This window comes from Leptospira limi (assembly GCF_026151395.1).
GTDB lineage: Bacteria > Spirochaetota > Leptospiria > Leptospirales > Leptospiraceae > Leptospira_A > Leptospira_A limi.
In genome coordinates, this window is record NZ_JAMQPV010000003.1 from 91,776 (window position 1) to 110,430 (window position 18,655).

17 protein-coding genes are annotated in these 18,655 nt (G+C 36.5%); 7 read left to right on the top strand and 10 right to left on the bottom strand.

Features of this window, described 5'->3' with window-relative positions:
* Window positions 1–26 precede the first annotated feature (26 nt).
* The 8 genes from ND812_RS15580 to ND812_RS15615 form a co-directional block, all read right to left on the bottom strand.
* Complete coding sequence (locus ND812_RS15580; RefSeq protein WP_265376298.1) at window positions 27–938, bottom strand: phosphatidate cytidylyltransferase; 912 nt, start codon at window positions 936–938, stop codon at window positions 27–29.
* Window positions 935–1,648, bottom strand: coding sequence for an isoprenyl transferase (locus tag ND812_RS15585; RefSeq protein ID WP_265376299.1), 714 nt, complete (start codon window positions 1,646–1,648; stop codon window positions 935–937). The genes ND812_RS15580 and ND812_RS15585 overlap by 4 nt, the downstream gene beginning before the upstream one ends.
* 6 nt (window positions 1,649–1,654) lie before the next feature.
* A complete protein-coding gene (gene frr, locus ND812_RS15590; protein WP_012389553.1) occupies window positions 1,655–2,206 on the bottom strand; it encodes a ribosome recycling factor in 552 nt (183 codons plus the stop codon).
* Window positions 2,196–2,942, bottom strand: a complete 747-nt coding sequence (gene pyrH, locus ND812_RS15595; RefSeq protein ID WP_265357207.1) for a UMP kinase — start codon at window positions 2,940–2,942, stop codon at window positions 2,196–2,198. Before pyrH ends, frr begins: the two co-directional genes overlap by 11 nt.
* Window positions 2,932–3,528, bottom strand: a complete 597-nt coding sequence (gene tsf / locus ND812_RS15600) for a translation elongation factor Ts (RefSeq protein ID WP_100717690.1) — start codon at window positions 3,526–3,528, stop codon at window positions 2,932–2,934. Before tsf ends, pyrH begins: the two co-directional genes overlap by 11 nt.
* Window positions 3,528–4,427, bottom strand: coding sequence for a 30S ribosomal protein S2 (rpsB, locus tag ND812_RS15605; protein WP_265376300.1), 900 nt, complete (start codon window positions 4,425–4,427; stop codon window positions 3,528–3,530). The genes tsf and rpsB overlap by 1 nt, the downstream gene beginning before the upstream one ends.
* A 2-nt stretch (window positions 4,428–4,429) precedes the next feature.
* A complete protein-coding gene (locus ND812_RS15610) occupies window positions 4,430–4,663 on the bottom strand; it encodes a hypothetical protein (RefSeq protein ID WP_100726990.1) in 234 nt (77 codons plus the stop codon).
* A gap of 249 nt (window positions 4,664–4,912) precedes the next feature.
* Entirely contained in the window at window positions 4,913–5,782 is an 870-nt protein-coding gene (locus tag ND812_RS15615; protein ID WP_265376301.1) for a DUF6544 family protein, read from the bottom strand.
* 105 nt (window positions 5,783–5,887) lie between these two features.
* Between ND812_RS15615 and ND812_RS15620 the strand changes: the two genes are divergently transcribed.
* The 4 genes from ND812_RS15620 to ND812_RS18405 all read left to right on the top strand — a co-directional run bounded on the left by ND812_RS15620 (window position 5,888) and on the right by ND812_RS18405 (window position 13,891).
* Window positions 5,888–6,616 carry a class I SAM-dependent methyltransferase gene (locus tag ND812_RS15620; protein ID WP_265376302.1) on the top strand — a complete coding sequence of 243 codons (729 nt, stop codon included), beginning with the start codon at window positions 5,888–5,890 and terminating at the stop codon, window positions 6,614–6,616.
* 173 nt (window positions 6,617–6,789) lie between these two features.
* The gene (locus ND812_RS15625) at window positions 6,790–8,976 is read left to right on the top strand and encodes a bifunctional alpha,alpha-trehalose-phosphate synthase (UDP-forming)/trehalose-phosphatase (RefSeq protein ID WP_265376303.1); all 2,187 of its coding nucleotides are present in this window, start codon (window positions 6,790–6,792) and stop codon (window positions 8,974–8,976) included.
* Window positions 8,966–10,741, top strand: coding sequence for a glycoside hydrolase family 15 protein (locus ND812_RS15630; protein ID WP_265376304.1), 1,776 nt, complete (start codon window positions 8,966–8,968; stop codon window positions 10,739–10,741). Before ND812_RS15625 ends, ND812_RS15630 begins: the two co-directional genes overlap by 11 nt.
* A 120-nt stretch (window positions 10,742–10,861) precedes the next feature.
* On the top strand, window positions 10,862–13,891 hold the full coding sequence (locus ND812_RS18405; RefSeq protein WP_322113703.1) for a PAS domain-containing protein: 3,030 nt from the start codon (window positions 10,862–10,864) through the stop codon (window positions 13,889–13,891).
* A 169-nt stretch (window positions 13,892–14,060) separates the two neighbouring features.
* On the opposite strand, the gene ND812_RS15650 is transcribed toward ND812_RS18405, so the two are convergent.
* Window positions 14,061–14,498, bottom strand: a complete 438-nt coding sequence (locus ND812_RS15650; protein WP_265376305.1) for a DUF2141 domain-containing protein — start codon at window positions 14,496–14,498, stop codon at window positions 14,061–14,063.
* Between the two features lie 215 nt (window positions 14,499–14,713).
* The gene (locus ND812_RS15655; RefSeq protein ID WP_265376306.1) at window positions 14,714–15,184 is read right to left on the bottom strand and encodes a nuclear transport factor 2 family protein; all 471 of its coding nucleotides are present in this window, start codon (window positions 15,182–15,184) and stop codon (window positions 14,714–14,716) included.
* Window positions 15,185–15,282: 98 nt separating this feature from the next.
* Between ND812_RS15655 and ND812_RS15660 the strand changes: the two genes are divergently transcribed.
* From ND812_RS15660 to ND812_RS15670, 3 genes are all read left to right on the top strand, one after another.
* Window positions 15,283–15,882: a TetR/AcrR family transcriptional regulator gene (locus ND812_RS15660; RefSeq protein ID WP_265376307.1), complete on the top strand. Its 600-nt coding sequence runs from the start codon at window positions 15,283–15,285 to the stop codon at window positions 15,880–15,882.
* Window positions 15,883–15,939: 57 nt separating this feature from the next.
* A complete protein-coding gene (locus ND812_RS15665; protein ID WP_265376308.1) occupies window positions 15,940–16,779 on the top strand; it encodes an SGNH/GDSL hydrolase family protein in 840 nt (279 codons plus the stop codon).
* A gap of 242 nt (window positions 16,780–17,021) precedes the next feature.
* Complete coding sequence (locus ND812_RS15670; RefSeq protein WP_265376309.1) at window positions 17,022–18,602, top strand: methyl-accepting chemotaxis protein; 1,581 nt, start codon at window positions 17,022–17,024, stop codon at window positions 18,600–18,602.
* The last annotated feature ends 53 nt before the right edge of the window (window positions 18,603–18,655 follow it).

The window sequence follows — 18,655 nt, forward strand, 5'->3', positions numbered from 1 at the left end:
GCTTAGACAGATCCTTAGTCGAATGATCAGACAGAGAATCCGAGGAAACCTTTGAAGAGAAAATAATAATAGATCGCAGGCACTGTAAACAAAAGGGCATCTGCCAAGTCCAATACCCCTCCGTGACCTGGGATGAGACTTCCAGAATCTTTGATTTTCGCATCACGTTTCATCGCAGACTCAGCCAAATCTCCCATCACAGAAATCACGGAAATCACAAATGACAGGATGATGGTCTCCACAATTCCTACTGGCAATTTCACACCACTAAAATGTTCCCAAGCCACATTGAGAACTTGTGCCCCAATGACAGCCGTTAGGTTTCCAGTCACATACCCTTCCCAAGTTTTTTTCGGAGAAATTTTTAAACCTGCTGGGTGTTTTCCAAACCAACGACCACCAAAATACGCACCCGCATCACTCATAAAGGTGATTACAGAGACAAGAAAGATGTAATAAGTTCCAAACGGAAGTGCAAGGAGGAGTAAAAAATGACCAATCGGGATGGCGATGTAAATGGGACCAAGAATGGTTCCACCTACGGAAAACAAAGCTCCATCTAACGGACGCTTCAGAATCTGCAATATCCAAACTGTGATGGAAAGAGCCACGAGTAAGAAAGGAACAGGGTGAAATCCTTCTCGGAAGAGTTTTGAAAGTTCCAAAACAAATCCAGGAGGTGTCACTTCAAATTGTAATCCCAAAAATTGGATGTAATACACAGTAAAAATCAATAGGGAAAATAGTAATCCCGTTCCAAAAAATGGTTTTGATTCTTCGGTTTTGCAAAAGGCATACAACTCTTTCAGTCCAAGGTAAATCATCACCACACCAAAGAGATAAAATTCGATGAAATACCATGAGCTATGGAAGATCATAAACACATAGATAAAAGACAATACAATTGCAGACAGAATACGGAGTGTCGTTTCACTCATAACAAACCACCAAATTTACGTTTTCGAGAATCAAAAAACTGAAGAGCTTCCTCAAGTGAGGTCCTTCCAAAATCCGGCCAAAGTGTACTCGTAAAATACATTTCTGCGTATGCACTTTGCCATAATAAAAAGTTAGAAATCCTTTGTTCTCCCGCAGTTCTGATCAATAAATCTACGGGTGGCAAAGGTGATGTATACAAATATTTTTCAAATTCTTTGGAGGAAATGGGTTTGTCCAAAGGTTCTTTTTTGGCCTTCCGTGCTGCCATCACACGCGAAAAATTACTTAAAATCTCTTCGTGTCCACCATAGTTCAAACAAAAGTTAGCTGTGAGTTTTTTATTTTTTTTAGTCACGGCCATGGCATGGTCAATTTTGGATAAAACCGTTTTGGACAGTTTGTTCCTTGCCCCACTGTGGTGGATGCGAATTCCCTTTGCATGAATGGTATCAAGGCGAGTTTCTATAAACTCAACTAACAGGCCAAAGATGGCTTGGATTTCTGTGATGGGACGTTTCCAGTTTTCTGTAGAGAAAGCATAGAGGGAGATGTTTGGGATTTTGTATTCCAAAGCCACATCCAAAAGGCGATCAATTGCATTTGCCCCTTCTCTGTGGCCTTCGGTTCTTTTTTTCCCTTGGTTTTCCGCCCACCTGCCATTTCCGTCCATGATGACAGCAATGTGGGAAGGGATTGAGTTCAACTTCATAGGAAATTAAAGAGTAGTGATCTCTTTTTCTTTTTCCTTTTCTAAATCTCCCAATTTTGCAATATAAGAATCCGTAATTTTTTGGATTTTATCTTGGTGGCCTTTGACTTCATCTTGGGACATTTCAGATTGGTGTTTTTTTAATTCATCATTGGCATCACGGCGGATGTTACGAATCGCAACTTTTTTCTCTTCTGCTTTTTGTTTCACCACTTTCGCAAGTTCTTTACGTCTTTCCCCTGTTAGTTCAGGGATATTGATACGAATACTAGAGCCGTCGTTATTTGGTGTGAGACCAAGACTTGCAGCAAAAATTGCTTTTTCAATGTCTTTTAGCATTCCTTTTTCAAAAGGAGTGATGAGAATCACACGTGGCTCAGGGCAGGCAATTTTTCCGAGTTGGTTGAGTGGAGTGAGTGTACCATAGTAGTCCACTCGAACATCTTCCACCATCATCGGATTTGCTTTTCCCGTACGAATGGTTCCAAAGTCTTTTTTCAAAGCATCAACTGTTTTGTCCATTTTGGACTGCATGGATTTTATAATTTCATCTACCATCTAGAATCACTTCCTCTGAATTGGAAATCAATGTACCAATTGGTTCCCCATCGATTAATTTTCTTAAATTACCAGCTTTAAAAATATCAAACACTATGATTGGCATATTATTATCCATACATAGACTGAGTGCTGTTGAATCCATTACCTTTAACCGGTGTTTGATGGATTCCATGAAAGAAACTTGTAAATACCTTTGTGCGTTTGGATCTTTTTTTGGATCCGCAGTGTACACACCGTCCACTTTGGTTGCCTTAAGAATCACTTCGCAACCCACTTCCACAGCTCGTAACGATGCAGTTGTGTCTGTAGTAAAGTAAGGGTTTCCAGTTCCACCAGCAAAAATAATCACACGATTTTTTTCTAAATGGCGAACGGCACGTCTTCGAATATAAGGTTCTGCTACGGATTTCATTTCGATGGCGGAAAGAACTCGGGTAAACATCCCTTGTTTTTCGCATGCATCTTGTAAGGCGAGACCATTCATGATGGTACCAAGCATACCCATATAATCGGCAGTGGCACGGTCCATTCCAGACTTTGCTAAGGTTTCGCCGCGGATCATATTCCCACCGCCAACAACCACAGCCACTTCTAGACCTAAGTCATGTACTTCTTTGATTTGTCCAGCGAGTGAGAATGTTTTGTTGGTATCAATACCAAGTTCACCCTCACCGGCGAGAGCCTCGCCGGAGATTTTAATGAGAATGCGTTTGAAACGCGGACTAGTTCCCACCTACTTGGAACCTCGAGAACCTACCAACAGTAATGTTCTCTCCAAATTTTGCAATGGCTTCTTGGAGAAGGTCATTGATGGTTTTGGAGTTGTCACGAATTGATTTTTGGTGGATGAGACAAATCTCTTCGTAGAACTTTTTCATTTTACCAGGAAGGATTTTTTCGATTTGATCCGCTTTTTTCCCTTCTTTTTCTAGAAGAGCTTTTTGGACGTTCATTTCGTTCTCAATTTCAGATTTTGGAATGGATTCTTCGTTTACATACAAAGGATTCATCGCAGTGATTTGAAGTGCGATCTCTTTTCCAAGAGCTTCAAACGCTTCGTTGTTTGCAACGAAATCAGTTTCACAGTTAAGTTCGACGAGAACTCCTGTTTTTCCTGTTCCGTGAACATATGCGATGATTTTTCCTTCACCAGTTTCGCGACCTGCACGTTTTGCCGCTTTCGCTAAACCTTTTTCTCTTAAATAAGTGACTGCTTTTTCAATATCGCCACCCTTTTCTTCGAGGGCTTTTTTGCAGTCCATCATCCCCGCGCCCGTACGTTCGCGGAGGTCTTTGATTTGTTCGGAGCTAACTGCCATTACTCTTTTCCTTCTGCTTCTGGTTTTGCTTCAGTTGTTGCTGCAACTTCCGCTGCTTTTTTTGCTGCTTCTGCATCCACAGGGATGTCTTTTGCGACTGGAGGAAGTTCATCGTCCATAATGAATTTTCCGGACTCATCATACTCACCTTGGTATTCAAGAGCAAGTTGTTCTGCGTCCATATCTTCAGCAAAATTAGTTTGGATGACTTCGCCACCTGTTCCTTCAAGAACAGCATTTGCCATAGTATCAAGGAATAAGGAAATCGCACGGATCGCATCATCGTTACCTGGAATTGGGTAATCGATTGGCTCTGGATCACAGTTTGTATCAATCACAGCAAACACTTTTAAACCAAGTTTTTTTGCTTCTTTAACTGCGATTTCTTCTTTTTTAGGATCAATTACAAAAAGGATCTCTGGCACAACTGCCATATCCTTAATCCCACCGAGTGTTTGGCGGAGTTTTTCTAATTCTCGTTTGAGTGAAAGTGCTTCTTTTTTTGTACGAGCTTCTTGTTCGAAAGAGTTGTTCTCTTCCATTTGCTCAAGTCGTTTCAAACGAGCAATTGACTTCTTTACTGTGTTCCAGTTTGTAAGAAGCCCACCTAACCAACGATTAGATACATAGTACATACTGCACGCTTGTGCTGCTCTTTCGATGGCACCGCGAGCTTGTTTTTTAGTCCCTACAAAAAGAACTTTTTTTCCTTGGCCAGTTAACTTTTTCAAAGCATCATAAGCTTCTTTTGTTTTTTGAACTGTCTTTTGGAGGTCGATGATGTGGATCCCGTTACGAGCCGTATAAACATAAGGACTCATTTTTGGGTTCCAACGACGCGTTTGGTGACCGAAGTGTACGCCTGCTTCTAGCAGACTTTTCATGGAAATTACTGACATACTTACCCCTTTTTTAGTGCGAGATATCCAGACGCTACAAGACCAACGATACTTGCAGGGGTTAGCTGGAACTCGACTTTAATTATATAAAGCTCAAACGATACTGGTGATTCGAACAAAAACCGAGAGAGAGTATTTGTGCCAAACAGTCGGTCAAGGACCACTCCTGCCACAGCTCCCGCCATCAGTCCCAAAAAAAGTACCAAAAGTAGGTTCCCCATCTGGGTTTTGTTCATCCAAAAGCACCTTTATCAAGCTTTCCTGTCAGAATTTGGCATTTGGGCAGATTGTCAAGGGGAAAGGAATTTCAGGGTATCGAAAAGGGGATGACGATTGAAATCCCAAGTGGGTTTGCCATCTGGGGCGGCTCCCACTCGTTTCCCCTCTTAAGTCCATTGGGGGAAGGATCGGGCTCTTCGTTCCAATCTTCGATTTCCACTTCGATCCCTGCCGCGGGTCATTCGTTTGCATGGAACCGGATTTGGTCACTGGAAGGGAGAGGATTTAAGATTTGTCGCGATTCCCTTTAAAAAAAACTTTCCGTACACAAAGTCCCCTTCTGGGTAATGCCAGATGGCTTCCCCGTAAGTTGGCAACTTCACACCATTGAATTCCTTGTATTCTTTTACAGGTGTGGACCACCTTATATTCCTGAAACTTCCATCATCTTGTAAGGCATATCTGTCTTCAGAGATAAAGTTCGTTAGTTCACCAAGTTCATTGAAATACAAAACTGCTGAGACCCGAAAGTTTCCATTCTGAAACCAAATTCGAGTCGACTTAAGATCAATTTCTTCCCAAGAAATATTTTTATATATAAGTGCTGATGGAGCAAATAAACAGAGATCATTCAAAAATGTAACCGTTTCTGCTTTTGTCAATTCTTCCCCTTTTGCATCTACGACACCAAATAGGGACAAAATTTTCACATTCATCGTTGCTTTTTCTTTTGTATACGAATGGTAAACTCGAAATGGAATTCCTTTCATGCTAGCGCGCATGTAAAAATGCCTAGAAGGCCGTGCAAAAAAATTATACTGTTCAGATGTAGCAACCATTGGGTCTGATTGCTGAGTCTTAAACATCAGTTCATCAAACACTAGGCGAAAATTTATTGCCACAGGTTTCCCCAATGCTTTCGTATAACGTAAGTATCGTTGAACTGGCTTTGGCAATGTGATAAGATCCAACTCCGTAAGAACTTTGATTTCCATATTTTGTTCTGCGAATTCATGATTCACATCCTTTTGGAATTGGTCTTGTAATGGATGGCAACAATTTAAACACAGCAAAAGGGAACCAAAAAAGAATCGTTCCATCCAAATATAAATTTGAGAAGAGTATTTTTTTTCCATCATTGATAACCTCAGATAAGATGATTCCATATTTCCAGATAACAAAACTAATATTTCAATTTATATTTCCAAATCTCTCATAAATAAATATATGGATAAGATATGATGGAACCAAAAGAACACTACGACAATCATTTAGGTAATTTTTATTCATGGATGCTTGGAGACCTCGAACCAAAAATCCTTGCCTTCCAAGAATACTTGAAACAAAAAAAATTAACACCTCAGAACCAGGAAATTTCCATCGACTTGGGTGCAGGGAATGGATTACAATCGATCGCCTTGGCTCGGTTAGGATATGAAGTCATCGCCATCGATTTTAATTTGCAGTTATTACAAGAATTAGAAGAGACGAGAAAAAAGAAAAACCTTCCCATCCAAACAATCAATGCCGATATGATGAGTGTTACACATTGGAAAAACCAAAATCCTAGTTTTCTTTTGTGTTGTGGAGACACATTAACGCATCTTTCTTCCAAAAACCAAATCCAAGAATTTTTGAAACTCTGTTATGAAACCTTAGCTCCGAATGGAAATTTACTCCTCTCCTTTCGCGATTATTCCAATCCCTTACAAGGCAATTCACGTTTTATCCCAGTCAAAGCAGATGATAACCGTATTCTCACTTGTATCTTAGATGATGAAGGAGAAAAACTTCGAGTCACCGACCAACTGTATGAAAAATCAAATGGATCTTGGCATATGAAAATCAGTTCTTATTACAAAACAAAACTCTCAACAGAAGAATGCCTTTCTCTCTTAAAAGTGATAGGATTCCAAATTGTATGGGATGAGATCTACCAAAGGATGACCACCATTTTGGCAAAAAAATAAAACTGCTTATGTTAAATTCCACATTCAATTCTATTTTCATATGAACTTATTGGTTCTATTATAGTCTAATAATCTTATAAACTATAATTTATCGAGTTGCAGATAATTGTCTTTCGATTTTTTTTTATAGAAAAACCCTTGCCTTCAAGTTTTATCCTGATCCTATAGAATGCATGAGACTGATCCTCGTATCCAACAGGTTACCAGTCCAGTGGGATGGAACTCCCAATGTAGGCGGACTGGCTACTGGACTTTCTAGTTTTCTTTCTCACTGGAAATCGCAAGGCAATGAAGTTCTTTGGGTTGGCTGGCCTGGCAAATCTATATCCGAAAAAGAACAAAATCATTATGCAAATCAAATGCATAATGAACACGGAACCATACCTGTTTTTCTGAAACAAAAGTTAGCTGATTCTTTTTACAATGGTTTTTGTAATAAAACCATTTGGCCATTATTTCATTATTTCACAGCACACTGTGAATTTTCTGATTCAACCTTTAACTCCTATGAAGAAGCAAATGAAGAGTTTGCAAAAAAGATTCGCGAAATTTACCAACCTGGGGATTGGGTTTGGGTTCACGACTACCATTTATTTTTATTACCCGGGATACTAAGAAACGAATTTCCGAATATCCTAATGTCATTTTTCTTACATATCCCCTTCCCTACATTTGAAATATTTCGTTTGTTACCAGAAAGATTTCGAACCAAGATCTTAAAGGGAATACTTGGAGCCGATCTCATCGGATTCCATACACAAAGTTATACACAATACTTTCTCAGATCACTCCTACGGTGTTTAGGAATTGAAAACGAACGAGGCATCATTTATTTCCAAAACCATCTAACAAAAACAGCTGCCTTCCCGATGGGAATCAATGTAGAACAATTCTCCAAGTATGCAAACTCGAAAGAATGCGATTCAATCGCAAATCAAATCAATACCAATCACAAAAACCTAAAACAAATCCTTTCTGTAGATCGTCTTGATTACACAAAAGGTGTCTTACAACGATTAAATGCATTTGAATTATTTTTAAAACAAAATCCAGATTGGATCAAACGATGTAAACTCGTATTGGTTTTAGTTCCTTCCCGTACCGATGTATCCTCTTACCAATCCATGAAACGAGCCATCGATGAAAAGGTGGGAGCTATTAATGGAAGTTTTGGAACATTAGATTGGACACCAATTTTATACCAATACAAAGGCTTCCCGTTTGAAGAATTGGTCCCTTTGTATAAAAATACACATGTGATGCTTGTCACTCCCTTCCGAGATGGCATGAATTTAGTTGCGAAAGAGTTTTTGGTCTCTCAAAAAAATGGGATGTTAGTTTTAAGTGAAATGGCAGGTGCTTCGGCAGAATTACCAGAAGCCATTCTCGTCAATCCAAATGATGTAAGTGGTATGGCAAATGCGATTAAAGAAGCCATTGAAATAGAAGAATCAGAAATTTTAAAAAGAAACGAAGTGATGATATCTCGCTTAAAGGAAAATTCGGTCATGGATTGGGCGAATAAAATTTATTACGAGACGGAAGAGACTGCCAAACGAAATCTCAATTTCCAAACCAAATCTATTTCTCCAAAATCAGATGTTTTATTACCAAAGTCGAATCGTCCCATATTCATTTTATTTGATTATGATGGTACTTTGGTCCCATTCCAATCCTTACCTCATTTAGCAATACCTTCAAAAGAACTTATAGAATCCATATTGCAACTATCGAAATTTTCAAACGTCTCGATCGCCATTATTAGCGGCAGGGATCGAAAATTCCTAGAATCAATTTTCACTGATTTGCCCTTACATCTGATCGCCGAACATGGAGCATGGCATAAACCTCCGGATTTAACCGAGTGGAATTCTTTATTTTATTCCAATGTGGATTGGAAAAAAGAAATAAAATCACATTTAGATGAATTTACCAAACGTGTTCCAGGATCTTTTACCGAAGAAAAAGAATTTTCTTTGGTATGGCATTTTAGAAATGCAGATCCTGACATTGGACTCAATGCCGCAAGAGAGATGTTAGATGAACTCTCGCAAATCTCATCCAACAGTGGCTTTTTTGTACAAAGAGGCAATAAAATCATCGAAGTGAGAGAATACGGAACTGGAAAGGGAAAAGCTGCGAGAAAAATTCTTCCTGACATAGAACAAGAAACTTTTGTTTTTGGCGATGATACAACGGATGAAGATATGTTTCGCGAAATACCAGAAAATGCAATTACAGTCAAAATTGGTAAATCAGAAACAATAGCTAAATACAGGTTTCATAACACAGAAGATGTCCATTCTTGGATAGGAAGTTTAATCAATCACTTACAAGCGGTAGAATCAAATGCAACATAAATATAATACAGGTATCATTGGGAACGGTAGTTTTATCGCACATATCAATTCTTCTGCTGAAATTGTTTGGATGTGTTGGCCTTACTTTGATAGCTCGCCTATTTTTGGAAATTTGATGGATGAAAAATGTGGGAATTTTCAAATTCTGCCAAACACTAAAGTAACCAGGAACTCTCAAGTTTATTTAGAAAATACAAATATACTAAAAACAGAAATCCATACGGAATCGGGATCATTTGCAGTGATCGATTTTGCACCAAGATACTATCAAAATGGAACCCTCCGATGCCCGCGAAATTTATATCGAAAAATAGTTCCAATGACGGGTGATGTTAAGATTAAAATTCTATTAAACCCTACATACGATTTCGGAAATCAAACAATAGAACCAAAAATAGTCGCTGAACAAATTGTATACGAAACAAATGAATTCCAGGTTTATATTCAATCCAATGTTTCCTTAAATCAAATATTGAAAGAAAAAGAATTTATTCTCAATCAACCTATTTACGTATCTCTTTTAGAATCAGGAGAAATCAAAAGTTCCCTTTCCGAATTTGTCGAAGTAGAATTCACAAAAACCAAACATTATTGGCAAAACTGGGTGAAACATTGTACCATTCCAAACTTCGCCCAAAAACAGCAAATTCGTTCAGCTCTCTGTTTAAAACTTCACCAGTTCCAAGAAACAGGTGCCATCATTGCCGCATCAACTACGAGTTTACCAGAATCGCCGAATTCAGGAAGAAATTGGGATTATCGATTTTGTTGGTTACGAGACGGTTTTTACACTTTATTAGCGTTAACTAATCTTGGCCAATTCGAAGAATTAGAAAAGTATTCACAATATATCAGCAACCTAACACCAACGGAAGATGGCCGATTCCAGCCATTGTATAGTATATTTGGCGAACATTTATTAGAAGAGAAAATTTTAGATTTACACGGGTATTTAGGAAACAAACCAGTTCGAATTGGTAATTCAGCATATACACATAAACAAAATGATGCTTATGGACAAATCCTCTTATCACTACTGCCTTTGTATTTAGATGAAAGGATTCCTGAAAAAAATAGATTTCATAATTTAAATTTGATTCAAAAAATTTTAGATCAAATTGATATCACAATGCAAGAACCAGATGCAGGTCTATGGGAATTTCGAAATTTCTCACAAAAACATTGTTATACATTTTTGTTTCACTGGATTGGTGCCAAAGCAGCAAAAGAAATCGCCCTCAAACTAGAAAAACAAAACTTGTTGGAAAAAGCTGAACGATTGATGAAAGAGGCTGAATTCAATATCGAATTGTGTTTTAATGAAGAACTTGGATGTTATACTCAGGCACAAGGGAAAAAGGATTTAGATGCCAGTTTATTACAACTCATCACTTTAGGTTATTTGGATCCACATTCGGCGAAAGCGAAATCACATATCAAAGCAATAGAATCACAATTAAAAACCAAAGAAGGATTTATCTACCGTTATCTCCATAAAGATGATTTCGGAAAACCAGAAACTACTTTTTTAGTCTGCACGTTTTGGTACATCGAAGCATTGGCTTGTATGGATCGACTGGAAGAAGCAATTCAGTTATTTGAATTTGTATGTGAACATTCCAATCATGTTGGTTTGTTTAGCGAAGACATTGAATCGAATTCGGGAAACCAATGGGGAAATTTTCCACAAACCTATAGCCATGTGGGTCTTGTGAATGCAGCACATAAAATTGCTTCAAAACGGACTAAAAGTTTATTTTGGTAATTTTTTCGGAAAATGAAAAACATATTTTTCTGATCAGACTCGATCATACCTAATTTCAAATTCATATTTTTAAGTTGAATTTTTTTTATTTCATTTAATACTAATGTTCCCGGCTTCCCAATGAAAAAAAACGAAGACATCACTTTAGAGGAGGCAAAAGAAAAAATTGCATACTTAGAAAATCTTCTCAAAGAAAAAGACCAAACCACCTATAAAACTTTTTTTGACCAAGATGAAGATGCCGTTGTTGTTTTTGATTTGGAGAGTCAATTATTCATCGACTGTAATGCTAAGTTAACAGACATATTGGGTTTTACTAAAAATGATTTATTAAGTTTATCTGTCATAGACATTAGCCCCAAGTTCCAACCAAATGGACAACCTTCTCCGATATTAGCAGAATCATATATAGAAGAAGGATTCAAAGAAGGAAATGTAAAATTTGATTGGGTTCACTTAAATCGCGACGGTGAAGAAGTTTATTGCGAAGTCAAACTCTACAATTACATTTCAGAAGATGGGAAACGGATTGCAAGAGGAGTCATCCAAAAAAAAGACCAACTCATTGAACTACAAAAAAAGTTAGGAGAAAAAGAAAAACTACTCACCAAAGTTACAAAAACTCTTCCCGCCATCATTTACATCCAAAACCTGACAACGGATGAATTTTTATACCTAAACAATAGCATAGAAAGTTTTTTAGGATTTGAAGTCGAACCTATCCTCAACTATGAATACCTAATCCAAAATATTCTACACCCTGACGATCTTCACCTCATAGACGCACATTCAAAAAAAATGTTAGAAGAGAAAAACACCGATATATATGCGTTAGACTTCCGTGTTTTCGACAACAATGGGAACATCCATTGGTTTCGAGTTTGGGAAACCAATTTTTCTTTTAATAAAGATGGAATTCCTACGGAAGTATTGGGTGTTGCCCAGGATATCACTTCAACCAAAAAGATTGAATTACAACTAAAAAAACAAAACGAATTAGGCGAAGAGATTCGGAGGATTTCAAAATCTGGTGTTTGGGAATGGACAATTGAATCGAATCAAATGTTTTGGACACCTGACTTGTACTATCTTCTAAACGTCAATCCAAACCATTTTTTACCCACCATACATTCATTAATCGAGTTTTTTGCAATTGAAAGCCAAGAAACGTTAAACCAAGCTTTAACCAAGGCAAGGATCGAACATTCTCCTTTTGATTTAGAATTAGAAATCAAAGGAAATCCCAATATCTGGGTGAAGGTACAAGGAAAATTCATTTTATCAGCAACAAATGGCCCCATCATCATAGGAAGCATTGAAAACATTGATGAAACGAGAAAAAAGAGAATCGCTCTTTTGGAAAATGAAGCAAGATTTCATAAAGTTGCTAACCAAACAGGACTTATCATCTATGATTATGATATTAATGAAGATAAAATCACATGGGATGGAGCTATCAAATCTGTACTTGGATATGAAATCGAAGAATTCAATCATTTGGATATTAATGGTTGGCTAAATCTCATCCATCCTGATGACAGAATGTTCACCAAAGAATTATTAGCTGATTCAATTGGGACCAAAAGTCCTTACCATGCATTCTATCGTCTTAGGAGAAAAGACAATACTTACATCCCAATAGAGGATAGAGGAACATTCATCGGAAATGATCTTACAAAATCGACAAGACAAGTAGGTGTTTTAGAAAATGTATCTGCAAAATTCGAATTTGAATCAAAATTAGAAAGTAAAGAAGAACGATTCCGAAATTTTTATAATTTTGCCAGTGAAGCGATTATTATCACAGAAGGTGACATGATCGTAGATGCAAATCTTGCATTTAAAAAGTTATTTGGATATGATTCATTCCAAAAAATCTCCATCAGAGATATCATAGCAGATCCTCTTTGGGATGGATTAGGGAAAAAAGAAAAAAGTTTTTCATTAGAAGGTATCAAAAAGGACGGAACCTTAATCCCTATCCAAGTGAATAAAAAAGAAATAGAAGAAGGCAAATGTATTTTGTCTTTTATCGACCTAACATTGATTAATGAAGCAGAATCAATTAAAAAAGCACTTCGGGAAATCCAAGAAAAAAATAATCTGATTATCACTCAAAAACTTGAATTAGAAAAAACATTAGAAGAACTAAAAATCACACAATCGCAATTGATCTTAAATGAAAAAATGGCATCACTTGGCCAACTCATAGCTGGAATCGCACACGAAATCAACAATCCAATGGGTGCCATAAAGGCATCAAGCCAACTGATTTTAGAAAACATTAAAAATCAGATGATCAACCAAGAAAATATCATTCAATTATTATCTTCAAAGCCAAAAGAAAAACGTGAAATATATTTTAATTGGATGGTTGAGTCTTTTTTAAAAAGAAACCATTTACATGGATCAGAAGCAAGAAGACAAAAAAAGTTGATCCGAGAAAAACTCGGTTCATTAAGTTGTAAAGATCCTGATTTTGTTGCAGAAGAAATTGTTGATTTAGGAGTTCAAAAATGTTTATACATGATCGAACATTTATGCCACGAAGAAGATTTTTTAGATTTTTTTAATTTTGGTATGGATTACATTCATACAACACAAAATCTAAATTCAATTCTCGAATCTATCCAACGAGTTTCAAAAATCCTGTATGCACTAAAAAACTTTTCACATTTTGATAAACAAGGGGAGAAAATTGAAACTGACTTAATATCAAACATTGAAACCGTATTAATCCTTTATAACAGCCAAATCAAAACGGGTATCGAAGTGATTCGCAACTACCCCGATTCACCAGTATGGATTCGTTGTTTTCCGGATGATCTCATCCAAGTTTGGACAAATTTAATCTTCAATGCCATCCAAGCAATGACATACAAAGGGACTCTTACCATCACAATAAAAAAGGATTCGGAAAACAAAGATGGAAACAAATGTGTTACTGTATTAATTGAAGATACAGGTTGTGGTATCAAAGACGAAATAATAGATAGGATATTCGAACCATTTTTCACCACAAAAGAGTTAGGTGAAGGAAGTGGATTGGGCTTAGACATTGTAAGACGAGTGCTCTTTAAACACGATGGACAGGTTTCTGTCGACTCCATACCTGGAAAAACAATATTTAAAGTTTCTCTCCCTTTCTAAAATTTACCATTTTTCCTATGATTTGTTTCATACGTAAGGTACTAAGATTCCTTGGTAGAAATAGGAGAGAATCCATTTTTATCTAATTCATATACAAAGTCTTTTCTGATTCCGCAACTTGCTCCTGTAACCAAAGCTAAATGATTATATATTTGATAGGTATTCATCTTCAATCCTTATGATTCAATTTGATTTGGATCAAAAGTTTTGATTTTACATTCACTACTGCCTCATCGAATGTAGGTGGTCCAAATGCATGCATAGGTGGATTCTTTGAAACTCCCCAAGGTTCTCTTGGCAAACCAATGAAGGTTGTGTCCATTTTTCCATTTCGATTTAAATCTTCTAACACAGAAACTGCATACTGTTTATCAGGGATCCCATTAAAATGGCAGATTGTTTTCTGATTGTTAGTTTCCACTCCTACAATTTTAAAACTTGCATGTTTTTCATCTGAAAGAAATCCATTTTCTGTTTCATACAAAGCACAGCGAATGACTGACTGATTGGATTTACGATTGAGTATCTCCACTTCCAGATCAGCTGCGAATAATGAATAAAAAGGGAAAAAGAAAAATATCCCAAATATCTTGATGACCAACTCCATTCCAACGCCCCTTGTTGCCGGTGACAACATTGTTTACATTGTCAACATTTGGGCTATGTTCAAATTCCCGTCAAACTTTTTTTATATTTTTTTCAAACCGAAGGATTGGATTTTCATTGATGTGGGCGAAGAGAGTCATCTTAGCCAAGAGAATACCAACCACGAAAATGGTTTCACTTCACATTTATGAGGTTGGCATTGTCATTCATAGATTCTTATTTTTTAGAAGCCAAAAGATAGGAAGCACTATCCTCATAAAAGTGATAGGAAATAATTTTTCCATCTTTTAATTCAACCTTGAGTGCCCAATCACTTTGGAATGGTTTACCCGTGTTTTTGATGATATGAAAGAAAGATCCACTAGCATAAGCGATATTCCCTTTCCCAACAATGTGTTCTACTTGGAATTGTTTTGTATCAAATTCTTTTCCCATATTGGAAAGAAAATCTTCCACACCTTTTAATCCTTGGTAAGATCCATATAACTGACCATCGTTTCGACTTTCACTACGAACCGCAGTGATGACAGCGTTTTCATGAAAACAACCGATAACTCCTGCCATATTCCCTTTACCAAATTCGTTAAAAAACGTTTCCAATACCTTATCACTGGAATTTCGACTTGTTTTAGCGAATACCCCTACACTACCCAACACCAATGTTGCCAACAACAATACAGGTTTCATACTGACTCCTTTACTTTCGATACTATCAGTATCGTATATCAATACTGATAGTATCGAAATAGAATTGACGTCAATCCATTTTTTATAAAGATTTATCTATGGTTCAGAAAAAAAATGCATCCAAAACCCAAGGTAGGCCAAGATCGGAAGATTTGGAACCAATCGTATTAAAAGTTACCTATGAAATGTTAGCAAAAAAAGGGTATTATGGTTTTTCTTTGGATGAAATTGTCGCCACTACAGGTATTGCAAAAACTACCATATACAGAAGATGGCCGAATAAAGCAAAATTAGCAATGAGTTCTGTATCTCATCTAATCTCACCTTTTTTAGAATTCCCAACAAATGAACCATTTAACAAAGCTCTCATCAATCAAATGGAATCCCTATCAAATTTATTTAATGGAAAATTTGGAAAAGTGATCGCAACTTTGATTGGAGCAGGACAACAAGATCAGGAACTTTCTGAGTCCGTCCTGAAAGAATATTTATTACCAAGAAGATTAGCCGCAAAAGTTTTTTTTGAGAATGCAATCAAAACGAAACAGATCAAACCACTAAGTGAAGAAGACATAGAAGTTTGTATGGACATTCTTTATGGAACTTTGTACTTCCGTCTCTTACTAAAACACAAAAAACCTATTTTTTCTGATCTAAAACCATGGTTAGAGTTATTTTTAGAAACACTCAAGAAATAACACCGATACGTTTTTTTGTTCTTTTTAATTTTGGATCTTTCAGGTATCATCGTTTGCATGAAACGTTATCAGTTTGTCTCAATATTCACTTTAATTGTCTTCCAATCATGTGTTGTTTTCCAGGCAACCAAGGTACCTTCTAATAATTTAAAAGGAACATTAGAAGGAGATGTTTCTAAATCACCCAAAATTGTATTTTTAGGTGATAGCATTACGCATGGTCGAGTGAGTTATGACTATGTCGAATCAATCCGAAAGAATCCAAAACTGGCAAATGCATTAGTTGTTAATGAAGGGATAAACAGTCGTTTGACGGTGCAAATCCTTGAGCAATTGGATTCTGTAATCAAACTACAACCAGATAATGTTTTTATCATGATTGGAACCAATGACTTAAAAGCAACATTATCAAAAGAAGAATATGATCAGTATGCAAGTTTATGGAATTTAAAAGAACCAGTTACTGAAGATAGTTTTGTTCAGAATATAACTACCATTGTACGACGGATTCAAAGTGAAACTAAAGCAAAGATCATTCTTTTTTCTCCTCCAATTTTAGGCGAAGATCCGAATTCTATTCCATTTTTAAGATCCAAACGTTTTGCAGAACTTACAAAAGAAGTCGCTACAAAACAAAAAGTAATCTATAAACCTCTCCACGAAACCTTAACAACTGGATTGTTATCGGATCAGAATCTTTCTAAAACACCTTATGCCAAAAATACTTGGAACATGTATTGGACAATTTTTAAGTATTATTCTACTACATACTCTTGGAATGATTTAGGAGAATCTAACGGATATTACTATCTTACTGATGCAATCCATTTGAATGAACGTGGTGGCCAAGTTGTCGAATCAATGGTTTTAGAAACTTTGTTTTCAAAAGGAATATAAGGAATATAAAATTTTACTAATACATACATTCCCATAATCCAGGAGATTTGTGTCGGAAATCCCTGGATTCATTTTTGGATCTGTTAAAAAACGAAAGCCCTCTCTGCAAATTTCAGGAGAACTACGAAGCATTTCAGTCCACCTCATTTTTTCTTTCTAGGCAGAATTTCTTTTCCACCCTTACAATCAAAGGAATCTCAGAATTCTAAGATAATTTTCGTCTCTTACATTGAGGATGAAACATGGCTATAGAAACGGATGAAATACAAAAATTTGAAAGAACGTTATTCCGAAAAGGTGTTTCACTCATCGTTTTTACTAAATATGGGTTAGGTATTATCTTCCTTCTAGGTGTTGCATCCAATTATGCGACTAAAAGTTTTTTACCCAATTTGATAGGATCCCTAATTTATTTAGTCAATGCGATTATTCCAGGGTACTTACTCAAAAAAGAAAAAGAAATTTCGAAACGAATGGCGGCATCTGTTGTTTTTATCGATTTGATGATCATCTTTTGTTTTTTTTATTTAGATATTTATAATAATTATACAAAAGCAGATGCTAGTAATACATTAAGCTCAGGAATATTCTACATCATTTTCATTTTTATTTCTATTTACTCCAGTTTCCTATTTGATACAAAATTGGTGATGACCATTGGAATCTTATCTGTGGGATTGTATCTCGGTGGGATTTATTTGAGTCATGTGTTAGGTGCAGTATTTATCGCTAAACCATTCCCAGAAATGTTACGAGCAAATCATATCATTGTCACCACTGAAATTCAGAAAGTGATTTTTTATTTTGGAGTAATTTTTAGTTTACGATTCGTTGTTTCATTGATGAGAGAAATGCAAAATGACCTAAAGGCAAAATTAAAAGAAAGTTTATACAAACAATCAATCATCACAAATAAATCACATCAATTAGAAAAATCAGCAAACACTCTCGCCTTATCTGTAGACAAATTACAATCTATGTCTGACGAACTCCACAACCAATCGCAAAACCAGGCAGCATCGGTCGAAGAAATTTCTGCATCCGTTGAAGAACTTTCTTCATCTGCCATTAGTTCTGCAAACTTAGTGGAAGACCAAGTCACACGTGTCAAAATTGTGGATCAAAACTTTTTATCTCTCCAAAATATAAGTGAGAGTGTGAAAACAAAAACAATGCAAATTGCAAAGGATGTCAGTATTTCTGCTGATTATAGCAAAAAAGTAAAAATTTCTTCAGAAGAATTAAACGGCATCTATTCAGAACTCAACCAAGCCTTTTCGAAAGTCGAAGAAATCAACCAAATGATGTCAGAAATTGCAGATCAAACCAACTTACTGGCGCTAAACGCTTCAATCGAAGCAGCACGTGCAGGTGAACATGGTAGAGGATTCGCAGTTGTTGCACAAGAAGTGGCAAAATTAGCGGAACGTTCGCAGTCCAATGCAGGAACAATTGCAAAAATCGTAAAGGACGCTGGTCTAAAAATTAACGAAGGAACTCGATTCTCCAAAGAAGTAAAATCACAAGTGGAAAATCAAAATAATGAATTGTTACGAATTGAAAGTGAAATTTTAGGTCTAGAAGGACATGTGACAGAACAAGAAGTGCTAAACCTAGAACTCAGAAACACCTTCTCCGAACTTCACGTCCTTTCTGAACAAATTGGAATCATTGCACAGGAACAAATGACAGGTAGTAAAGAGATCAACCGTGCGATTTCTGTCATCGACGAAACCACTCAAAAACTCGCCGATTCGGTTGAACTCCTCTACGAAGAAATCAATGAAATCCACACACAGGCAAAACAATTGAATATCGTTTAGGGATTTAGATGAGATGAATTCAGTTCGTAACTAAAACCTGTCTTTACAACTTC

What these genes read in the sequence shown, in the direction of transcription:
- ND812_RS15670 (WP_265376309.1), top strand. Translation starts at nt 17,022, where the DNA reads ATGGCTATAGAAACGGATGAAATACAAAAATTTGAAAGAACGTTATTC.
- tsf (WP_100717690.1), bottom strand. Translation starts at nt 3,528, where the DNA reads ATGGCAGTTAGCTCCGAACAAATCAAAGACCTCCGCGAACGTACGGGC.
- ND812_RS18405 (WP_322113703.1), top strand. Translation starts at nt 10,862, where the DNA reads ATGAAAAAAAACGAAGACATCACTTTAGAGGAGGCAAAAGAAAAAATT.
- rpsB (WP_265376300.1), bottom strand. Translation starts at nt 4,427, where the DNA reads ATGTCAGTAATTTCCATGAAAAGTCTGCTAGAAGCAGGCGTACACTTC.
- ND812_RS15610 (WP_100726990.1), bottom strand. Translation starts at nt 4,663, where the DNA reads ATGAACAAAACCCAGATGGGGAACCTACTTTTGGTACTTTTTTTGGGA.
- ND812_RS15615 (WP_265376301.1), bottom strand. Translation starts at nt 5,782, where the DNA reads ATGGAAAAAAAATACTCTTCTCAAATTTATATTTGGATGGAACGATTC.
- ND812_RS15580 (WP_265376298.1), bottom strand. Translation starts at nt 938, where the DNA reads ATGAGTGAAACGACACTCCGTATTCTGTCTGCAATTGTATTGTCTTTT.
- ND812_RS15585 (WP_265376299.1), bottom strand. Translation starts at nt 1,648, where the DNA reads ATGAAGTTGAACTCAATCCCTTCCCACATTGCTGTCATCATGGACGGA.
- ND812_RS15665 (WP_265376308.1), top strand. Translation starts at nt 15,940, where the DNA reads ATGAAACGTTATCAGTTTGTCTCAATATTCACTTTAATTGTCTTCCAA.
- frr (WP_012389553.1), bottom strand. Translation starts at nt 2,206, where the DNA reads ATGGTAGATGAAATTATAAAATCCATGCAGTCCAAAATGGACAAAACA.
- ND812_RS15655 (WP_265376306.1), bottom strand. Translation starts at nt 15,184, where the DNA reads ATGAAACCTGTATTGTTGTTGGCAACATTGGTGTTGGGTAGTGTAGGG.
- ND812_RS15625 (WP_265376303.1), top strand. Translation starts at nt 6,790, where the DNA reads ATGAGACTGATCCTCGTATCCAACAGGTTACCAGTCCAGTGGGATGGA.
- ND812_RS15630 (WP_265376304.1), top strand. Translation starts at nt 8,966, where the DNA reads ATGCAACATAAATATAATACAGGTATCATTGGGAACGGTAGTTTTATC.
- ND812_RS15620 (WP_265376302.1), top strand. Translation starts at nt 5,888, where the DNA reads ATGGAACCAAAAGAACACTACGACAATCATTTAGGTAATTTTTATTCA.
- ND812_RS15660 (WP_265376307.1), top strand. Translation starts at nt 15,283, where the DNA reads ATGGTTCAGAAAAAAAATGCATCCAAAACCCAAGGTAGGCCAAGATCG.
- ND812_RS15650 (WP_265376305.1), bottom strand. Translation starts at nt 14,498, where the DNA reads ATGGAGTTGGTCATCAAGATATTTGGGATATTTTTCTTTTTCCCTTTT.